The organism is Roseivivax sp. GX 12232, assembly GCF_021272185.1.
Classification (GTDB): Bacteria; Pseudomonadota; Alphaproteobacteria; order Rhodobacterales; family Rhodobacteraceae; genus Roseivivax.
In genome coordinates, this window is sequence record NZ_JAJSEC010000008.1 from 37,574 (window position 1) to 56,488 (window position 18,915).

Annotated in this window: 16 protein-coding genes; 12 read left to right on the top strand and 4 right to left on the bottom strand. The window is 70.9% G+C overall.

Annotated elements, in window-relative coordinates; translation table 11 throughout:
* The first annotated feature begins 19 nt into the window (after positions 1 to 19).
* From phnL to LR948_RS13805, 5 genes are all read left to right on the top strand, one after another.
* Positions 20 to 703, top strand: a complete 684-nt coding sequence (phnL, locus tag LR948_RS13785; RefSeq protein ID WP_232754657.1) for a phosphonate C-P lyase system protein PhnL — start codon at positions 20 to 22, stop codon at positions 701 to 703.
* On the top strand, positions 700 to 1,344 hold the full coding sequence (phnN, locus tag LR948_RS13790) for a phosphonate metabolism protein/1,5-bisphosphokinase (PRPP-forming) PhnN (RefSeq protein ID WP_232754658.1): 645 nt from the start codon (positions 700 to 702) through the stop codon (positions 1,342 to 1,344). Before phnL ends, phnN begins: the two co-directional genes overlap by 4 nt.
* A 94-nt stretch (positions 1,345 to 1,438) precedes the next feature.
* Positions 1,439 to 2,626, top strand: a complete 1,188-nt coding sequence (locus tag LR948_RS13795; protein WP_232754659.1) for an alpha-D-ribose 1-methylphosphonate 5-triphosphate diphosphatase — start codon at positions 1,439 to 1,441, stop codon at positions 2,624 to 2,626.
* Between the two features lie 201 nt (positions 2,627 to 2,827).
* Complete coding sequence (locus tag LR948_RS13800) at positions 2,828 to 3,160, top strand: helix-turn-helix transcriptional regulator (RefSeq protein ID WP_232754660.1); 333 nt, start codon at positions 2,828 to 2,830, stop codon at positions 3,158 to 3,160.
* A 27-nt stretch (positions 3,161 to 3,187) separates the two neighbouring features.
* Entirely contained in the window at positions 3,188 to 4,237 is a 1,050-nt protein-coding gene (locus LR948_RS13805; protein ID WP_232754661.1) for a permease, read from the top strand.
* Positions 4,238 to 4,449: 212 nt separating this feature from the next.
* Here LR948_RS13805 and LR948_RS13810 read toward each other — a convergent pair whose 3' ends face one another.
* The 3 genes from LR948_RS13810 to LR948_RS13820 form a co-directional block, all read right to left on the bottom strand.
* A complete protein-coding gene (locus LR948_RS13810; protein WP_232754804.1) occupies positions 4,450 to 5,739 on the bottom strand; it encodes an O-antigen ligase domain-containing protein in 1,290 nt (429 codons plus the stop codon).
* A gap of 164 nt (positions 5,740 to 5,903) precedes the next feature.
* Positions 5,904 to 7,367, bottom strand: coding sequence for a hypothetical protein (locus tag LR948_RS13815; protein WP_232754662.1), 1,464 nt, complete (start codon positions 7,365 to 7,367; stop codon positions 5,904 to 5,906).
* Between the two features lie 118 nt (positions 7,368 to 7,485).
* Positions 7,486 to 8,103, bottom strand: a complete 618-nt coding sequence (locus LR948_RS13820; protein WP_232754663.1) for a response regulator transcription factor — start codon at positions 8,101 to 8,103, stop codon at positions 7,486 to 7,488.
* A gap of 342 nt (positions 8,104 to 8,445) precedes the next feature.
* On the opposite strand from LR948_RS13820, the gene LR948_RS13825 reads away from it, so the two are divergent.
* The 4 genes from LR948_RS13825 (at position 8,446) to LR948_RS13840 (ending at position 14,260) form a co-directional block, all read left to right on the top strand.
* Positions 8,446 to 9,741 (top strand): WecB/TagA/CpsF family glycosyltransferase, encoded by a 1,296-nt coding sequence (locus LR948_RS13825; protein WP_370634965.1) that lies wholly within the window; start codon positions 8,446 to 8,448, stop codon positions 9,739 to 9,741.
* A 112-nt stretch (positions 9,742 to 9,853) separates the two neighbouring features.
* On the top strand, positions 9,854 to 10,738 hold the full coding sequence (locus LR948_RS13830; RefSeq protein ID WP_232754665.1) for a UTP--glucose-1-phosphate uridylyltransferase: 885 nt from the start codon (positions 9,854 to 9,856) through the stop codon (positions 10,736 to 10,738).
* A 106-nt stretch (positions 10,739 to 10,844) separates the two neighbouring features.
* Positions 10,845 to 11,357: a molybdopterin-dependent oxidoreductase gene (locus tag LR948_RS13835; RefSeq protein WP_232754666.1), complete on the top strand. Its 513-nt coding sequence runs from the start codon at positions 10,845 to 10,847 to the stop codon at positions 11,355 to 11,357.
* Positions 11,358 to 11,398: 41 nt separating this feature from the next.
* Positions 11,399 to 14,260 carry a PAS domain-containing hybrid sensor histidine kinase/response regulator gene (locus LR948_RS13840; RefSeq protein ID WP_232754667.1) on the top strand — a complete coding sequence of 954 codons (2,862 nt, stop codon included), beginning with the start codon at positions 11,399 to 11,401 and terminating at the stop codon, positions 14,258 to 14,260.
* A 59-nt stretch (positions 14,261 to 14,319) separates the two neighbouring features.
* On the opposite strand, the gene LR948_RS13845 is transcribed toward LR948_RS13840, so the two are convergent.
* Entirely contained in the window at positions 14,320 to 15,546 is a 1,227-nt protein-coding gene (locus LR948_RS13845; RefSeq protein WP_232754668.1) for a polysaccharide biosynthesis/export family protein, read from the bottom strand.
* 202 nt (positions 15,547 to 15,748) lie between these two features.
* On the opposite strand from LR948_RS13845, the gene LR948_RS13850 reads away from it, so the two are divergent.
* Genes LR948_RS13850 through LR948_RS13860 form a run of 3 tightly spaced genes read left to right on the top strand, consistent with a single transcriptional unit; the run spans position 15,749 to position 18,913 of the window.
* On the top strand, positions 15,749 to 16,984 hold the full coding sequence (locus tag LR948_RS13850; RefSeq protein WP_232754669.1) for an oligosaccharide flippase family protein: 1,236 nt from the start codon (positions 15,749 to 15,751) through the stop codon (positions 16,982 to 16,984).
* Positions 16,985 to 16,987: 3 nt separating this feature from the next.
* Positions 16,988 to 17,911, top strand: a complete 924-nt coding sequence (locus tag LR948_RS13855; protein WP_232754670.1) for a glycosyltransferase family A protein — start codon at positions 16,988 to 16,990, stop codon at positions 17,909 to 17,911.
* A 12-nt stretch (positions 17,912 to 17,923) separates the two neighbouring features.
* Entirely contained in the window at positions 17,924 to 18,913 is a 990-nt protein-coding gene (locus LR948_RS13860; RefSeq protein ID WP_232754671.1) for a glycosyltransferase family 2 protein, read from the top strand.
* Positions 18,914 to 18,915: the final 2 nt, after the last annotated feature.

An 18,915-nucleotide genomic window follows, 5' to 3' on the forward strand; every position in this document is an offset into this window, starting at 1 on the left:
ACCGACAAGGAGAGACAAGATGATCGAGATTTCTGGCCTGTCGAAGACCTTCACCCTGCACAACCAGGGCGGCGCGGCGATCCGGGTGATGCAGGGGGCCGAGCTCTCCGTCGCCCCGGGCGAATGCGTGGCGCTGACCGGGGCCTCGGGCTCGGGGAAATCCACGCTGATGCGGATGATCTACGGCAACTACCTGGCCGAGGCCGGGCGCATCCGGGTCGGCGACACGGATGTGGCCCGCGCCGCCCCGCGCGAGATCATCGCGCTTCGCCGCGAGACGCTGGGCTATGTCAGCCAGTTCCTGCGGGTGGTGCCCCGGGTGCCCACGCTCGAGGTGGTGGCCGAACCGCTGCGCGCCACCGGCGTCTCCGCCGAGGCGGCGCGCGAAAAGGCGGCCGCACTTCTGGAGATGCTGAATATCCCACAGACGCTCTGGCAGCTCTCGCCGACCACCTTCTCGGGCGGCGAGCAGCAGCGGGTGAACATCGCGCGCGGCTTCGCCTTCGCCTATCCTGCGCTGCTGCTGGACGAGCCGACGGCGAGCCTCGATGCGACCAACCGCGCGGTGGTGCTGGAGCTGATCGAGGCCGCCAAGGCGCGCGGCGCGGCCATCGTGGGCATCTTCCACGACGCCGAGGCCCGCGCCCGGGTCGCCGACCGCGAGGTCGATGTGACCGGCTTCACCCCGGGCTGCGCGGCATGAGCGGGGTGGTGACAGCGGGCGCCGATGCATCGCGCGCGGGCCAGGGGGACGTCCCCGAGGCTTCGCGGGGCCCCGGCGGCACCAAAGCCCCCGCGCCGGGCCGGCTGATCGCCGTGGTCGGCCCTTCGGGTGTCGGCAAGGACAGCGTCATGGCGGGGCTCGCCGCGGCCGATCCGCGCTTTCGCCTGGTGCGCCGGGTCATCACCCGCGAGGCGGGCCTCGGTGGCGAGGACTTCGAGCCGGTCTCGGAAGCGACCTTCGCCGCCCGGCAGGCCGCCGGGGCCTTCTGCCTGAGCTGGCATGCGCATGGGCTGTCCTACGGCATCCCCGCGGCCACCCGTGCCGAGGTCGCGGCCGGGGAGACCCGGCTCGCCAACCTCTCGCGGCTCGTCCTGCCAGAGGCCGCGACTTGTTTCCCGGGGCTAGAGGTCCTGCATATCACCGCGCGCCCCGAGACCCTGGCCCGCCGCCTTGCCGGGCGCGGCCGCGAAAGCCTCGAAGAGATCGCCGCGCGGCAGGCCCGCGCCGCCCTGCCCCTGCCCAAGGGGCTGCCCGTCACCGAGATCGCCAACGACGGCCCGCTGACACAGACCGTCGCCCGCGCGCTCTCCGCGCTGACCCGGGCGCGGGTGACCCCATGACCCGCCGTCCGCCCATGCCCCGCTTCGCAGGCCGCTCCAAAGCTGTCATGACTGTCAGCCAGAGCGGCCCGTGCCCCAACCGGAAGGGAGAGCCATGAACTCGCCGATCCATCCCGCCCCCCGCGCCGCCGATCCCGCGCTGGCCGGCCCCCTCTGCCTCGCCAATGCCCGGCTGGTCCTGCGCGACCGGGTGATCCCCGGCGCGCTGCATCTCGAAGGCGGAGAGATCGCCGCGATCACCGAGGGCACCACCCTGCCGCGCGGCGCGGTGGACTGCGGCGGCGACCTGCTGATCCCGGGGCTCGTCGAGCTGCACACCGACAACCTCGAGCGGCACATCGAGCCGCGCCCCTCGGTCGACTGGCCGCATCTGGCTGCGCTTCTCGCGCATGACGGTGAGCTGGCCTCGACCGGGATCACCACGGTCTTCGACGCGCTGCGCGTGGGCTCGATCCACGGCGGCAAGGCGCGCTACCACGAATATGCCCGCCAACTGGCCGACGAGCTGCTGGCGCTGCGCGCCAAGGGCGTCCTGAAGATCAGCCACTTCCTGCACCTGCGGGCCGAGATCTGCTCGGAGACGCTGCTCGAGGAGCTGGCGGGATTCGGGCCCGAGGACCGGGTCGGCATCCTGAGCCTGATGGACCACACCCCCGGCCAGCGGCAGTTCCGCGACCTCGGCCAGCTGCGCACCTATGTCGCCAAGAAGCGCGGCATGACCGAAGAGGATTTCGTCGCCCATGTCGCCCATCTGAAGGAGCTGCAGGCCCAGAACGGCGCGGCCCACGAGGCCGGCGCCGTGGCCGAGGCGCGCCGCATCGGCGCGGTGCTGGCGAGCCATGACGACACCAGCGCCGACCACGTCCGCACCTCGCGCCGCCACGGCGTGCGCTTTGCCGAGTTCCCGACCACCGTGGAGGCCGCCGAGGCCTGCCGGGAAGAAGGCATCGCCATCATGATGGGCGCGCCGAACATCATCCGGGGCGGCTCGCATTCGGGCAATGTCTCGGCGCTGGACCTCGCCGAGCGCGGGCTGCTCGACATCCTGTCCTCGGACTACGTGCCTTCGGCGCTGCTGTTTGCGGCGCTGCGGCTGGCGAAGGTCTGGGACGACCTGCCCCGCGCGGTGGCGACGGTGACCGCGGCACCCGCCGAGGCGACGGGGCTCAGCGACCGGGGCGAGCTCGCCGAGGGCCGGCTGGCCGATGTGGTCCGGGTCAGCCAGGTCGAGGACCTGCCCGTGGTGCGCGGCGTCTGGAGCCGGGGCCGGCAGGTGGCCTGAGCGGGGCGGCAACTGACCTTATAGACACGGAAGCCCGCCGCAGCCCACGCGGCGGGTTTTCTTTTGCGACTCTGAGCCGCCGTGGCGCGCGCACGCAAGGCCCAGCACCAACTCCCTGTTTTCTCACCACTTCTCTTTCACTTCCCGCTCCGCGTCCTCAATTACCTTTACAAAACTAGTTTTATAGTTATGAATCACCCCATGAGCACCACGACACCCCCCGCCCGCGCGCTGGCCGCGCTGGGGCATGACGCCCGCCTCTCGATCTTCCGGCTCCTGGTGAAAGCCGGGCCCGAGGGCCTGCGCGTCGGCGAGATCGGCGCGCATCTCGGCCTGCCGGCCTCGACCCTGGCGCATCACCTCTCGACCCTGGTCGAAGCCGGGCTCGTTGCGCAGGAAAAGCGCGGCCGCGAGGTGGTGAACCGCGCCGATTACCCGGCCATGACCGGGCTCGTCGACTTCCTCACGGCGGAATGCTGTGCGGGCGTCGCCCCTGCCGCGACCGACACGCCCTCGGACGCGGGCGCTGCCTAGAGGCCCCACCCCACTTCGGAGACCCCGATGACCGATCTGCCCCTTCCCGGCCCCGCGCCCCGCCGCCTGGCGCATCACCTCTGGACCCGGCAGAAGGTCTGGCTCGCCTCGGCGGCGCTGCTCCTCGCCCTCACGCTGACCGACCCCGGCCAGGCGGGCGAGAGCGCCCGCTTCGCCGCAGCGGCCCTGGCCGAGACCGCGCCTTTCCTGCTGCTCTCGGTGCTCATGGCGGCCTGGGCCAATGCCACCGGGGCCGACCACCTGATCGCCCGGGCCTTCACCGGGGCGCCGCTTCTGATGATCGGGCTCGGGGCGCTGGCGGGGGCGCTTTCGCCCTTCTGTTCCTGCGGGGTGATCCCGCTGATCGCGGCGCTCCTGGCCATGGGCGTGCCGCTCTCGGCGGTCATGGCCTTCTGGCTCTCCTCGCCGATCATGGACCCTTCGATGTTCCTGCTGACGACCGGCGTCCTGGGGCTGGAGTTCGCGCTCGCCAAGACGCTGGCGGCGATCGGGCTGGGGCTCTTCGGCGGGCTGGCGGTGCATGCGCTGGCACGCGGCGGGGCGCTCTCCGATCCGCTGCGCGCGGGCGTCGGCAACGGCGGCTGCGGCGGGGCGAAGCTGCGCACGCCGCAGCCGGTGACCTGGCGCTTCTGGCCCGACCCCGAGCGGCGCGCGCGCTTTATGCGGACTAGCGTCGAGACCACGCTGTTCCTGGCCAAATGGCTGCTGCTGGCCTTCCTCATGGAAAGCCTGATGCTGGCCTATATCCCCGAGGAGACGATCACCCGCACGCTCGGCGGCGGAAGTTTCCTGCCGATCCTCGCCGCGACGCTTGTGGGCGTGCCCGCCTATCTCAACGGCTACGCGGCGCTGCCGCTGGTCGGCGGGCTGATCGACCAGGGCATGGCGCCCGGCGCGGGGATGACCTTCCTGGTCGCGGGCGGGGTGACCTCGATCCCGGCGGCCATGGCGGTCTGGGCGCTGGCGCGCTTCCGGGTCTTCGCGATCTACATCGCGCTGTCGCTCTCGGGCGCGTTCCTGACGGGGGTCCTGTTCCAGCTCTGGCTGGCACTCTGAGCCACGCGAGCCCTTGATAAGGCTCGAAAAAATTAACGGCCCGCACCTTTCGGTGCGAGCCGGTTTCGTCGGGTCCCGGGTGCAATGGAAGCCCAACGGGAACATCCGCAGTGGTGAAAGCTCGGCGCACGAAATGCACGCATGTTTTTGAATTTGACGCGGATCAGCGTCAGCTGTGGCAGAGCTGCCACGGCTGGCACACAGGGTGCAGATCACCCCGGCTGGCCGACCATCCTGTCATCCTTCGCGCCCTGCCCCGCGCGGCGCGCCGCGCCCTCCTCGGCCAGTTCGCGGGCATGGATGCCCAGCACGATCAGCCCGGGCCAGAGCATGTAAGCCTCGATCTCGATATTCTCGCCGAAGGACAGCAGCACCAGCGTCATCACGATGCCCAGGGGCAGCGCCCCACGCGGCCCGCGCGCGGCATCCATCAGCGCCAGCACCGTCTGCCAGACCAGCGGCACGAGCAGCGCGAAAAGCCCCACGAGCCCCTTCACGAACAACAGCCCATACCAGGTGTGATGGCTGCCGATCGGCATGTATTCCACCAGGTGCGGGCCGGGCTGCACGGTGCCATGGCCGAACCAGACCGCCTCTTCGCGCCAGCGCTCGCCGGCGATCCGCTGCAGCGTGGCGCGCACGCGGGTGCTGTCGGCCCGGGCGTTCTTGAAGGCATAGACCGCGCTTTGCGCGCCCTGCACCAGGGTGCCGCCGACGATGGCGAAACCGGTGGCGCAGGCGGCCAGGAAGCTCCAGGCCCAGCCCTTGAGGATCAGGGGCATGAGGCGCGGCCCCATGGTGCAGGCCACGAGCCCCACGAGCCCCATGCGCGACTTCGAGGCCAGGATCATCAGGACGCCCGCGGCGATGCCGATGCTGCGCCAGCGGATGTTCTTTTCCTCGAGCGCGAAGAGCACCTGCACCACGCCCAGGAGCGCCGCGAAGGGCGACCAGGGGGCGTAGAACTGCCAGCGCGGCGTCCAGGAGGCCGGGTCGAAGGTGAAGAAATAGACCGAGAAATACTCCGGCCCCGGCCCGCCGACGGCCTTCAGCGGCGAGGTGAAGATGCGCTCGGGCAGGCCGATGTAGGGCGCCGCCAGAAGCACCGGCGCAAGGCAGAGCGTCCAGAGGCCGATCACGCATTGCCCGCGCGCCAGCACCTCGCGGCGCAGGGGCAGGACCGCGCCGGCCAGCGGAAACAGCGCCATGAGCGCCCAGCCCTTGGCCCAGCCGATCGAGCTCTTGATGGTCTTTTTCATGCCGAGCCCCCAGTCGAGATGCCCGACCCAGAGCGCGACCAGCATGACGACCATGCCGAGGATCCAGGCCCAGACCACCGGCGGGACGGGCCCCGTGGCGCGCAGGTCGGCGCGGATCGCCGGGCCGAGGTAGAGCGACAGGAGCGCCAGCGCGCCCAGGCACCAGGCCAGGACGGGGCCGACGACGTAGAGCGCGCCGAAGGCGTAGAAGGGCCAGGTCCAGATCAGCGCCTTGTAGGCCATGGCCTCGGCGGGGTTGGCGGGCGCCAGCGCGGCGGTGGGCGCGGCGGGTTTGGCGGGACCGTCAGCCGTGTTTGCGGCGGGACTAGCGGGTGTGCTTGCGGCGGGTTTGGTCGGCATGCTCGCGGCGGGATGGCCGGGCACGGCCGCGGCCGTCGAGACGGCGCTCATGCCTGGTCCTCGGGCTGGGCGATGAGCCGTCCGATCACCGCCTGGCGGATCCAGCCAAGCGACAACCCGATGAGCAGCATGATCATGGCCGCGACGCCCGCGGCGATGGCCAGCTTGACCCGCGGCGAGGACGGCCCCTCGGGCAGCGAAGGGTCCTCCAGCACCTGCACCAGCGGATAGGAGGCGTAGATGTCGGTCTTGCTCGATTCCGCGCGGGCGATGGCGGAGGCAAAGACCGCCTCGGCGACGTCGAAGTCGCGCTGCATGTCCTCGAGCCTTGCGGCGGCAGGCGCGGCCTCGGCCAGCCAGGCCGTCTCGGCGGAGAGCGCCTTGTCGCGGGCGGCGTGTTCGGCGGCGAGGCCCGCGCGCTCGGCCTCGAGGCGCACCAGCTCGGCCAGCAGATCGGCCCGCGCCCCGTCGGGCGAGAGGTCCAGCCGGTCGAGCGCGGCGGCAGCCAGGCCGGTCACCTGCCCGCCCCGCGCCAGCGCCGCGGCGCGCGCGGCCTCGGAGGCGGCGGCGGCCTGGGCGACGCTCGGATGCCGGGGGCCGAAGCGCGAGCGCATGTCCGCGAGCGTCGCGCCCTGGGCCGCGGCCTCCTCCAGCATGGACATGTATTCGCGGTCCGCGAAAAGCCGCAGCGAGGCCGCCGCGAGATCCGCCGACATGCCGAGCCGCAGGACCAGCGCCTCGACCGCGCGGGATTTCTGCGCCAGCCGCGCGGCCAGGTCGTCGAGCGCCCGCCGGTCGCCGTCGATCCGGGCGACATGCTGGCGGTATTGCTCGGCCGAATGCAGCCCGGTCTCGCGCTGCAGCTCGGTGATCGCGGCGCGGGTGGCGGCGACGGTCTCCTGGTAGTCGCGGATCGCGCCCAGCCCGCCGTCGGCGCGCACCCTGAGCTCATCCTCGCGCAGGCGGTCGATCTCGGAGAAGAAGGCCGATAGCAACGCCTCGGCCTTGTCCTGGGCGGCCAGCGGCGTGCCGCCGGTGATCTCGAGGTGAATGAGCCCGGTCTGGTCGACCAGCGTGATCCGCGGCCGCCCGAAATCGCGCAGCGTGCCCCCGAGCTGCGCGGCGGCGGCGGCGAGGATGCGGTCGGCGCCGATCAGGCGCTTGTAGGTCTCGGTCGGGCTGACGGAATTGTTGGCAAAGGCCGAATGCGCGTAGGACGAGGCCTGGCCGATCTCGGCGAGGTTGACCGAGGCCGAGGCGCCCGAGCCCGGCAGGATCAGCGAGGCCTGGCTAACGTAGCTCGGCGGCGTGGTGGTCAGATAGCCGGTGATCGGCGCCCAGACGCCCGCGGCACTTAGAATGAAGACCGCCGCGTAGCGCGGCAGCCGGCCCGCGTCGCCCAGCCGCCCGCCGACCAGAAGGCGGCGGAAGGACAGGCTGCGCAGCGGCTGGCGCAGAAGCGCGATGGCAGAGGGGCGCGGACGATCGGGGGTCTCGGTCGCGAGGGTCATGGGCAAATCTCCTTTGCCCGTTCTTTACCCTTATGGCGCCCGCGATGACCCGCACGCGGGGGCATAGGTCGGCACACCGGAGGCCAGAGCGCCTAGCCGATGGGATAGGAAGGAGGGCTCAGAAGATCTCTTCTTCCTTGGCCAGAAGCGCCGCCTGGGTGCGGTTCTTCACGTCGAGCTTCCGAAACAGCGTCTTCATGTGCAGCTTGATCGTCGGCTCGGTCAGGTCGAGGTCGCGGGCGATTTCCTTGTTGGACTTGCCCTCGAAGACGCCTTTCAGAACCTCGGTCTCGCGCTGGGTGAGCTTGTCGACGATCGGATGGCTCTCGCGCTCGGCCTCGGCGGTCATGAATTGGATCGGGGCGTATTGCTCGCCCATGGCCATGAACTTGATCGCGCTGACCAGCGACTTGGCCGCCAGCGTTTTCGGCACGAAGCCCGCCGCCCCCATGGCCAGCGCCTTCTCGGCGATCTCGCGGGAGGCCTCGCCCGAGATGATCGCGACCCGCTGGTCGCGCCCGTCGAGCGTCAGCGCCTTCTCGAGCGAATCGAGCCCGCGCATCCCCGGCATCTTGTAATCCAGGAGCACCAGGTCGTAGCGCCCGCCGGTTTCGATCTTGGCGCAGGCTTCCTCGAAGCTGGCGGCCTGTTCCACATCGATCCCGTCCTCGGCCTCGAGGTAGGCGACGATCATGTCGCGCAGCAGGTCGTGGTCGTCGGCAAAGAGTATTCGCACGTCAGCATCCGTCCCTTTGGATGATCTATTGCGTCTGAATCGCGCGCGATCAAGACACGAAATGCGCGAAAAGCTCTGCCCGGTCATCCGATCGGATAGGCGTTCTCTCCGCTCTCACCCGCAACTAGTCACATTGGTGGTCCGCCTCGCCGAAGGGCGGCCAAGGCTCTCCGCTTGCTCGTCTGGTCTGCAAACCGGTTCCGGACAAAAACACTGAAAACCAGCAAACACCGGAGCTTATGGATCATGAAACACTATTCGCCCGCGCTTTTCCAGTGTGATGCCAGTGCCGCGCTCGCGGGTGCCGCATGGCTGCCACGCGCCTCGGTGATGGATCTCCCTATGGTTGACGCGACCACCGGTGCGACGGTCGAGGCGCTGCTCGAGGGCGCGGCCCGCCGGGTCTTCTTCGTCAACGCCCATACCGCCAACCTGCGGGCCCGCATTCCGGCGCTGGCCGCCGCCTTCGCCCGGGCCGACGCGGTGCTGCCCGACGGCATTGGCGTGGAGCTCGCGGGCCGGATGACCGGCACCCGGCTGACCGAGAACCTCAACGGCACCGACTTCGTGCCCGAGCTGCTGCGCGGCGCGGCCAAGCGCGGCCTGTCGGTCTTTCTCTTCGGCGGCACGCCGGGCACCGCCGAGGCCGCGGCGGCGAAGCTCTGCACCATGATCCCGGGCCTGCGCATCGCGGGCACCCGCGACGGCTACGAGGGCGCGCAGGACGATGCCGCGGCGCTGGCTGAGATCAACGCCTCGGGCGCCGACATCCTGCTGGTCGCCATGGGCGTGCCGAAGCAGGAGATCTGGATCGACAAGCACAGCGCGGCGCTCACCCCGCGCCTGCAGCTCGGCGTCGGCGCGCTTTTCGACTTCCTGGCCGGCAATGTCGCCCGCGCGCCCATGGCGCTGCGCCGCGCGCGGCTCGAATGGGTCTGGCGGCTGGCGATGGAGCCCCGCCGCATGGCCGGGCGCTACCTCCTCGGCAATGCCACCTTCCTGGCCCGCGCCGCGCGCCATGCCCTGGCGGGCGTCGACCGCGCCCAGGTCATCAAGCGCGGGCTCGACCTGGCGGTCAGCCTCTCGGCACTGCTCCTTCTGGCGCCGCTCCTGCTGCTGGTCGCCGCCGCGATCAAGGCCGACAGCCGCGGCCCGGTCTTCTTCAAGCAGACCCGCGTCGGCAAGGACGGCGTGACCTTCGGGGTCTACAAGTTCCGCTCGATGTTCACCGACGCCGAGGCGCGCCGCGCCGCACTGCTGGCCACCTCCGACCGCGAGGGCGTCTGCTTCAAGGCCCGCCACGACCCGCGCGTGACCCGCGTCGGCCGGCTGCTGCGCCGCCTCTCGGTGGACGAGCTGCCGCAGATCCTCAACGTGCTGAAAGGCGAGATGTCGATCGTCGGCCCGCGCCCGGCGCTGCGCGAAGAGGTCGCCGCCTACCCTGCCCGCGCGCTGGGACGGCTGCGGGTGAAACCCGGCATCACCGGCCTCTGGCAGGTCTCGGGCCGCGCCGACATCGGCTTCGATAAGATGATCGACATGGACCTGGCCTATGTCCGCGCCAAGAGCCCGCTGCTCGACCTCCTGCTCATCGCCATGACCTTCCGGGCGGTGATCTCGGGCCGGGGCGCCTATTGAGCCCCTTCAGCCGCCATTAACCCTGCTTCTGGCCCATCCCCCCGGGCCTCAGCCTTCCTTAACCCCGATCGCCTATCCCCATCTGCAATCCCCGATCCAGAAAGGCCCCACGATGACCCATATCCGCAAAGCCGTCTTCCCCGTCGCCGGTCTTGGCACTCGCTTCCTGCCCGCCACCAAGTCGGTCCCGAAGGAGATGCTGCCCTTGGTCGACCGCCCGCTCATCCAATACGCCATCGACGAGGCGCGCGCCGCCGGCATCGAGGAGTTCATCTTCGTCAGCGCCGCCGGGAAATCCGCGCTCGAGGATTACTTCTGCACCGCCCGCGCGCTCGAGGCGCAGCTGCGCGAGGCCGGCAAGACCAAGGCGCTCGAGGCGCTGGAGGCGACCCGCATGCCCGAGGGCGCGATGACCATCCTGCGCCAGGACCAGCCGCGCGGCCTCGGCCACGCGGTGCTGCTGGCCCGCCGCCTGGTCGGCGACGAGCCCTTCGCGGTGCTCCTGCCCGACGACGTGATCCGCGGCGCTACCCCGGCCCTGTCGCAGATGGTCGACGCCCATGCCCGGACCGGCGGTCACATGGTCGCCGCCATGGATGTGCCCCGCGCCGAGGTCGGCGCCTACGGCGTGCTCGACTGCGGCGAGAGCCGCGGCCGCGTCACCCGCGCCCGGTCGCTGGTGGAAAAGCCCGACCCGGCGCTCGCGCCCTCGACCCGCGCGGTGATCGGCCGCTACATCCTCGAGCCCTCGATCTTCGACGAACTGGCGCGCCTCGGCCCCGGCTCGGGCGGGGAAATCCAGCTCACCGACGCGATCAACCGCGACCTGCCCCGCGCCGGCGTCAGCGGCTACCGCTTCGAGGGCGAGCGATTCGACTGCGGCTCGGTGCGCGGCTTCGTCGAGGCCACCCTGGCCTTCGCGCTCGACCGCAGCGACCTCGGGGAGGGGCTGGAGAGCCGGCTGGCGGCGCAACTTGGCCTGCGACCGGCGGCCTGAAGCGCGAAACCTATCCCAAAGGATAGGCTTCGATCCGCAAGCGCGCGTGAAATCTTCGCGTGAATCTGACAGTCCATGGGCACCGTTTTAGGAGAGTTCCATGCGCATGAATGCACGATCCCTACCCTTGAGCCTGTGCGGCCTCGCCCTTTCGGCGTCGCTGGCCCAGGCCGAGGCGTTGCCGATGCCCGAGGGGCCCGTCGTCCTGACGATCAGCGGCGCCATCTCCGAGACCAACGTCGAGGAGACCGCACAATTCGACATCGCGATGCTGAAAGAGCTCGAAGCCCGCGATGTCGAGACCAAGACCATCTGGACCGAAGGCAGCCATGTCTTCACCGGCATCTCGCTGAGCACCCTGCTCGAACACGTGGGCGCCGAGGAGGGCACCATCCGTGCCACCGCCATCAACGACTACACCGTCGAGATCCCCACCTCGGACGGAATCGAGGATGGCCCGATCGTGGCCTACGAGATGGACGGAAACGCCATGTCCCGGCGTGAAAAGGGCCCGTTGTGGGTTCTTTATCCCTATGATGCGAACGCTGAATACCGAACCGAGGTGATATACTCGCGCAGCATCTGGCAACTCGATAGGATGGAGATCGTCGAAGAGTGACGTCGTATTCTCGGCGCACCGCAGTCGAGAGGCGATCCATTATGGTCAAACCCGGTCAGAACCGCCAATCAGGACCCTGGCTCCTGGTGGCGATGGCCTCGTTGTGCATCCTCGTCATGGCCTTCCTCGTGCGGGAGGTCTGGCAGGACCTTCAACTGCTCAGCACGGCGGAATCGGACAACGTCCAATGGACCCTCTCGCAGGCGGAGGTCGAATACCTCGAATACAAGCGCGCGCTGGAACACGCGGAAACCGCCGAGCCCGCCGACACCGATGCCGCCCTGGCGCAGGTCCGGCTGGAGTTCGACATCTTCTACAGCCGTATCGCCACGCTGACCCGCGGCTCGATCTATTCCGACATGCAGGCCGAGCCGCGCTACGCCGCGGCGCTCGCCGCGATCCGGGTCTTTCTCGACGACACGATCCCGATGATCGACGCGCCCGACCCCGAGCTGCGCGCCGCCCTGCCCCAGATGATCGCCCGCGCCGAGGCCGAACGCCCGGTGGTGCGGCTCATGGCCAACACCGGGCTGTTCTTCTTCGCCGAACAATCGGACGCCCGGCGCACCGCCATCGCCTCGACCTTCGTGCGGCTGGCGCTGGTGACCGTGGCGCTGGTGGTGGCGCTGGTGCTGCTTTCGACCCATGCCTATGCCGCCAACCGCCAGACCGAGCGGCGCGGGGCGGAACTGGCCTCGGCCTATGCGCGGCTCAACACCATCCTCGGCTCTTCGCTCGACGGGGTGGTGGTGACCGACCGCACGGGCCGCATCCTCGAGTTCAACGCCGCCGCCGAGACGATCTTCGGGCATAGCGCCGAAGAGGTCTACGGCCGCACCATCGGCGAGGTCATGGTCCCCGGGCACCTGCGCGAGGCCCATGACGCCGGCATGGAGCGCATGGCCGAGGGCGGCGAGTACCACGTCGTCGGCCAGGGCCGCGTGCGGCTCGAGGGGATCCGCAAATCCGGCGAGGTCTTCCCTGTCGAACTGGCGCTGCAGGTCGCCGAGGACGGCGACGACCAGCTGGTGATCGGCTTTCTGCGCGACATCTCGGCCCGCGTCGCCGCCGAGCGCGAACTGGTCGAGGCCCGCGACCGGGCGCTGGCCGGCGAGCGCTCGAAATCCGACTTCCTGGCGGTGATGACCCACGAGATCCGCACGCCGCTCAACGGCATCATCGGCAATCTCGGGCTTCTGGAAGAGACCCGGCTGACCGATCAACAGGCGCGCTACATCGGCAACATGAAGCTCTCGGGCGATCTGTTGATGCACCATGTCGACACGGTGCTCGACATCTCGCGCCACGAATCCGGCAAGACGCGCTTCGTGATGAAGCCGGTGCACCTGGGCCGCTTCCTGCAGAATGTCGTCGACGGCCAGTCGGGCAACGCGGGCAAGAACGGCAACCGGCTGGAATGGTCCTGGACGGGCCCGCGGCTCGACTGGGTGCTGCTCGACGAGATGCGGATGCAGCAGATCCTGCTGAACCTCGTCGGAAATGCCATCAAGTTCACCCACCAGGGCCGCATCGCGATCGAGGTCGAGGTGGTCGACCAGGGCCCGCCGCCGCGGGTGGAGTTCCGCGTCATCGACACCGGGCTCGGCATCTCCGAGGCGGATCTGCCGCATGTCTTCGACGATTTCCACACCGCCGATTCCTCCTTCCACCGCAAGACCGGCGGCACCGGGCTGGGCCTCGGCATCGCCAAGCGCTTCGTCGAGGGGCTGGGCGGCGAGATCGGCGTCGAAAGCACGCTCGGCGAAGGCAGCGTCTTCTGGCTGCGCCTGCCGCTGGAGCCGACCGAGGCGCCCGCCGACACCGGGCGGCCGCACCACGAAAGCACCCCGCAGGCGCGGCTCGAGGTGCTGGTGGTCGAGGACAACGAGATCAACCGCCAGGTCGCCCGCGAGACCCTGCGCGGGCTGGGCCACAGCGTGACCGAGGCCGAGAACGGCGCCTCGGCCCTGCGCATCGCCGAGGCGCAGCGCTTCGACATCATCTTCATGGATGTCTCCATGCCGGTCATGGACGGGCTCGACGCGACCCGCCACATCCGCGCCGGCACGGGCCTGTCGCGCGACGTGCCGATCGTGGCGCTCTCGGCCAATGTGCTGGCCGACGCGCGGCAGCGCTTTGCCGATGCGGGCATGAGCGATTTCCTCGGCAAGCCCTTCTCCAAGACCGAGCTGCGCGAGGCCATCGCGCGGAACGTCAACGGCGTCGGCGTGGGCGACACGCGGCAGGCGGTCGATGCCGCGCCTGACGGGAGTGCGGCTTTGGCGGGAGGCGCGCAGGGGCTGAACGGCAAGACGCCGCTTTCTGAGGGGACCTCGGTGAACGGGGCCGGTCCGGTTGGGCTTGCGGGCGGCGCGTCCGATGTGGGCTCTGCTCCCGGCGCGGCTGCGCAGCACGCCGATGCGGGAGGATTTGCCGCCCACAGCCCCGGAGCGCAGCCCTCCGATGCGGCCACATTCTCCGCTCCGAGCGCGGCCTCCGAAACAGGCCCCGCCCCCGAACCGCTGGCCCCGCCGGTCCCGCCGGAGGGCAAACCCGCGCCGCCAACGCGCGCCCATCGCCCCCCGGCCCCCGAAGAGGTGCAAAGCGCCTTCGACGACGTCATGGCGCGCTACGAGACCCGCTTCCGGCAGGAGCGGCGCGAACTTCTGCACTGGCTGAAGTCCGAACCCGAGGACAAGAAGGAGATCGCCGCCCGCTGCCACAAGATCGCCGGCAGCGCCGCGGTCTTCGGCCAGCTCGGCCTGCGCGACCGGCTTCTTGCGGTGGAACTGGCCGCCGAGAAAGACGACGCCCCGGCCCTCAGCGCCGCCATCGCCCGGGCGACGGAAGAGCTGGAGGATGCCAGCGCCGAGGCCGGCCCGGAAGGCGGCGGCCTGGTCTGAGGGCAGGCGTGTCGGGTGGGGGTTCTAGCTGACAAGCAGCCCCACGACCTCCGCCCGCCTTACCTCACCAGGATCGCCGCCGGGACCACGATGCCCAGCACCCGGCCGATCTCGGCGATATTGGTCACCGTGCTGTCGTAGCAGGCGATGGAATCGCCGGGCAGCACATAGGGGTCGTAGTCGTCGCGGTCGGGCCGCCGCAGCATGTCCTCGATGTCGCGTTCGATCACCGTGGAGACGCCGCTCACCGGGTTGCGCGTGAACAGCACCGCCGAGCGGTTGGCGCTGGTCGACCGCGCGCCGCCGACGCAGTTGGTGTCCACCACCGCCTGCATGTGGCGCGTGCCATAGGGCACCTCGCGGACCTCGCGGCCGATGGCCGAGGGCGCATTGGCGGTCGCGGGCTGGGTCAGGTTCGACAGGAACAGCGTCACACCCGGCGGGCTCACCGGGCTCGGGCGCATCAGGTCGTCCTGGAAGCAGTTGCGCGAAGGCACCACCACCTCGTCATCGGCCAGCAGCATGACGTCGCCGACGTGCCGCCCCTCGAAGACGCCGCGCATGTCGACCCGGTAGACCGAGCCGCCGCGCCGGACCTCGACCGCCGAGAGGTCGGCGTCGGGACGGATGCCGCCCGCGGCGCGGATCGCGGCCGAAAGGTTGCGCCCCTCGGTCGAGGCGCCGAGCGCCTCCTGCCGCGCCCGGTCGAGGCTTTCCGCCGCCACCGCGCCGATCTCCAGTGCGCGGGGCTCGAAGACCGCGCCCGAGACGCCGACCGAGATCGAGGCGAAATCGGTCACCCGGACCGAGACCAGCGGCGCCTCGGAATAAAGCCCCGCGCGCAGGAGCCCGGCCACCAGGTCGGTCTCGATCGCGCCGGTCGTGCGGCCCTGGGCGCGGATCGGCCCGAGGAAGGGCAGCTTCAGCGCCCCGTCGCGCGAGACCACATAGGCGCCGTTGAAGACCTCGTCCTCGCCCACGCGGATCGCCACCAGGTCGTTGCGCGACAGCCGCTCGCCGCGCAGCACCTGCGGCACCCCCGCGGCGAACTTCGCGCCGCCCGAGAGCACGCCGCCGCGATAGGGCAGGCAATCGGCGGCGTTCATCTCCTCGGCGCGCAGGTAGAGCGGCTCGGGCGCCCGGGGCGGCGGCGTGCGATACTGCGCCTGGTAGCCCCGCCCCTCGGCCACGGGCTCGAGGTTCCGCGGCGGGCTGAGCGATGAACAGGCGGCCAGCGCCAGCGCGCTGAACCCGCAAATGAGCTTCGGAAAAATCTTCGGTGCCATGCGAGCCCCGGCTGCAATTGTCCCTCGTGCAGCGGGTTCAAACCCCCGCTGCCCGCCTCTCCCGGCGCGCCGGGATGCCCCGGCTATCCCTTCGGACAGGCGCGTGTCCCTTGGCGCATCCGCCCTCCCCGTCCGGGGCCGGGACGGACCCGCGCTGGCCCGGCTAAAACAACCGTGCACCAGAACCTTAGGACCCCGCCCTATGCCCCGCAACTCGTCAATCGCAACCCTCGCAAAGAACCTCGCCGCCTATGGCGCGTCGGAGGCAGCCGCCAAGGCGTCGCGGCTCTTCGTGGTGATCGCGGTGGCCCGGGTCATGGATGTCCGCGAGGTCGGGATCGCCGCCGCCGCGCTCGCCGCCGCCGACATCCTGAAGGCGCTGACCGAGAACGGCGTAACCCAGCGCATCATTGCCGCCCGCGAGGAGAACCTCGAGGCGACCTGCGCCACCGCCCACCGGATCTTCTGGACCTGGTGCCTGGGGCTCTTCGCCGCCCAGGCCGCGGTCGCGGGGCTGCTTTATGCCGCCGGCGGCAGCGCCGCGGTGGCGCTGCTGATCCTGGTGCTGGCGGGCGAATATCTCTTCATGCCGGCGGGCCTCGTGCAGGCGGCGCTGGCCATGCGCGAGGGCCGGATGCGCCGCACCGCGGCCATCGCCGGCGGCCAGGTGGTCATCGCGAACCTCCTCTCGGTCGCGCTGGCGCTGGTCTGGCCGGTCGCCCTGGCGCTGATCCTGCCGCGCCTGCTGACCGCGCCCTTCTGGCTGATCGCCATGCGCCGCCTGCGGCCCTGGCAGCGCGACCGCGCCGCGGGTTTCGCACCCATCAAGCCCTTCCTGGCCTTCGGCTGGGCCGTCCTCGGGGTCGAGATCGTCAAGGCCGCGCGGCTGCAGGCCGACAAGCTGATCGTCGGCGCGCTGCTCGGCGCCGAGACGCTGGGCCTCTACTTCATGGCCTTCAACGCGGGCCTGAGCCTCGCCAACTCCTTCTCGGTGGCCTTCGCGACGGTGCTCTTCCCGCATCTCTGCGCCCAGGCCGACCGCGCCGGAGCCCTGCGGGAAAGCCTGCTCCTGTCGCTTGGGCTGATCGTGCCCGCGGTGCTGGCCCAGTCGCTGCTCGCGCCCTGGTATGTGCCGCTGCTCCTCGGGCCCGACTGGGCGGAGCTGTCGCACCTGGTCTCGATCCTCTGCCTCGCGGCCATCCCGACGCTGATCTGGACCGCCGCCGCCGGCTGGCTGCGCAGCTCCAACCGCGCCGAGATCGAGTTCGGGGCCACCCTGGTGCTGACCCTCGCGGTGATCGCCAACACGCTGGTCATGGCCCCGCACGGGCTGACCGCCATCGCCCTTGGCTACCTGGGCGTGAGCACCCTGACCATGGTCGGCGCCTCGCTGCCCGCCCTCGCCTTCGCTTTCCTCTCCTCGCCGCAAAGGGCCTGAGCCATGCCGCGCATCTCCGTCATCATCCCCTGCCTGAACGCCGCCGCCACGCTGGAGGCCACGCTCGACAGCATCGCATGTCAAAGCTTCACCGACTGGGAAGTCTTGGTCATCGACGACGGCTCGACCGACGCCACCTGCGAGATCCTGGCCCGCCGGGCCGCCGCCGACCGCCGCATCCTCTGGACCGCCAACCCCGGCCGGGGCCCGAGCGCGGCGCGCAACCACGGCGCCCTGGCGCTGGCGCGCGGCGAGATCATCGCCTTCTGCGATGCCGACGACATCTGGGCGCCGGGCAAGCTCGATGCGGTGAACCGGGCAATGAACTACCCCCGCCTCGACGCGGTCTTCGGCCAGATCGCCTTCTTCCAGGCAACGCCCGAGGACGCCCGCTCGGTCTCGACCGTGCCCGTGGGCCGGGTCACCATCCCGATGCTGCTCGGCGAGAACCCGGTCGGCACGCTGTCGAACCTCTCGATCCGCCGGGCGGCCTTCGCCATGGCGGGCGGCTTCGACGCCGGCATGGTCCACAACGAGGACCTGGACTTCCTGGTCCGGCTGGTCGGCGAGGGCTGCGAGCTGCGCGGCCTCGACGGGCTGCACCTCTACTACCGCGCGAGCCCCGCGGGCCTGTCCTCGGACCTGCGCCGGATGCAGGCCGCCCGCGCCCGGGTGATCGAGACCGCCCGCCGCTACGGCCACCGCCCCGCCGCCCGCGCCGAGGCCGTCTACCTGCGCTACCTCGCGCGCCGCGCGCTGCGCCTCGACCTGGGCGGCGCCGCCGCGCTGGGGCTGGCCCTGCAGGGCCTTGCGCGCCACCCGCGCGGGTTCCTCTCGCCGGTGCGCCGGGGGCTGGCCACGACGCTCGCCGCCGCCGCCGCCCCGTTCATGCCCCGCCGCCTTCGCCGCGCGCTCTTCACCAACTGAAGGACCAGAGCCATGCACCGCGCTTCCATCATCGTCCCCGCCTTCAACGCCGAGGCCACCCTGGCCGAGACCCTGGCCTCGCTGACCGCGCAGAGCTTCACCGACCTCGAGATCATCGTGGTCGACGACGGCTCCACCGATGCCACCGCCCGGATCGCCCGCGCCCATATGACCGACGCCCGCATCCGGCTGGTCAGCCAGCCCAACCGCGGCCTCGCCGGGGCGCGCAACACCGGCATCCTCGAGGCCCGCGGCGCCTATATCGGCTTCTGCGACGCCGACGACCTCTGGCGGCCCGAGAAGCTGGCCGTGCATGTGGCGCATCTCGACGCGGCACCCGAGGTCGGGCTGAGCTTCTCGGGTTCGGTGCTGATCGACGACGCGGGCCGGCCCACCGGCCACGCCCAGAAGCCGCGTCTGCGCCAGATCGACGCCGCGCATGTCTTCAAGCGCAACCCGATCGGCAACGGCTCGGCGGCGGTCATGCGCCGCGAGGCCGCCGAGGCGCTGGTCTACTACCCGCGCCACGCCGGCACCCGCGCTTGCGTCTTCGACGAGACCTTCCGCCAGTCCGAGGACATCGAGTGCTGGATGCGCCTCATGCTGACCACCGGCTGGAGCATCGAGGGCGTGCCGGGCCTGCTGACCGCCTACCGGGTGAACGGCGCGGGCCTCTCGGCCAACACCGAGCGCCAGCACGACGCCTGGGAGCGTATGGTCGAGAAGCTGACACCCCTGGCGCCGGAGTTCTTCGCGCGCGTCACCCCCGCCGCCCGCGCCTACCAGCTGCGCTACCTCGCCCGCCGGGCGGTCAGCGCGCTCGACGGCCCGCGCGCGGTGCAACTGGCGCTCGGCGCGCTCGCGACCTCGCGCCGGCCGCTCCTCGAGGAGCCGGTGAAGACGCTGACCACGCTGGCCGCGGCGCTGGTCCTCGGCGCCGGCGGGAGCCGCCTCTTGAAACCCGTGCTCGGCCTCTCGCGGGCCGGGGCCCGCCCCGCCTGACC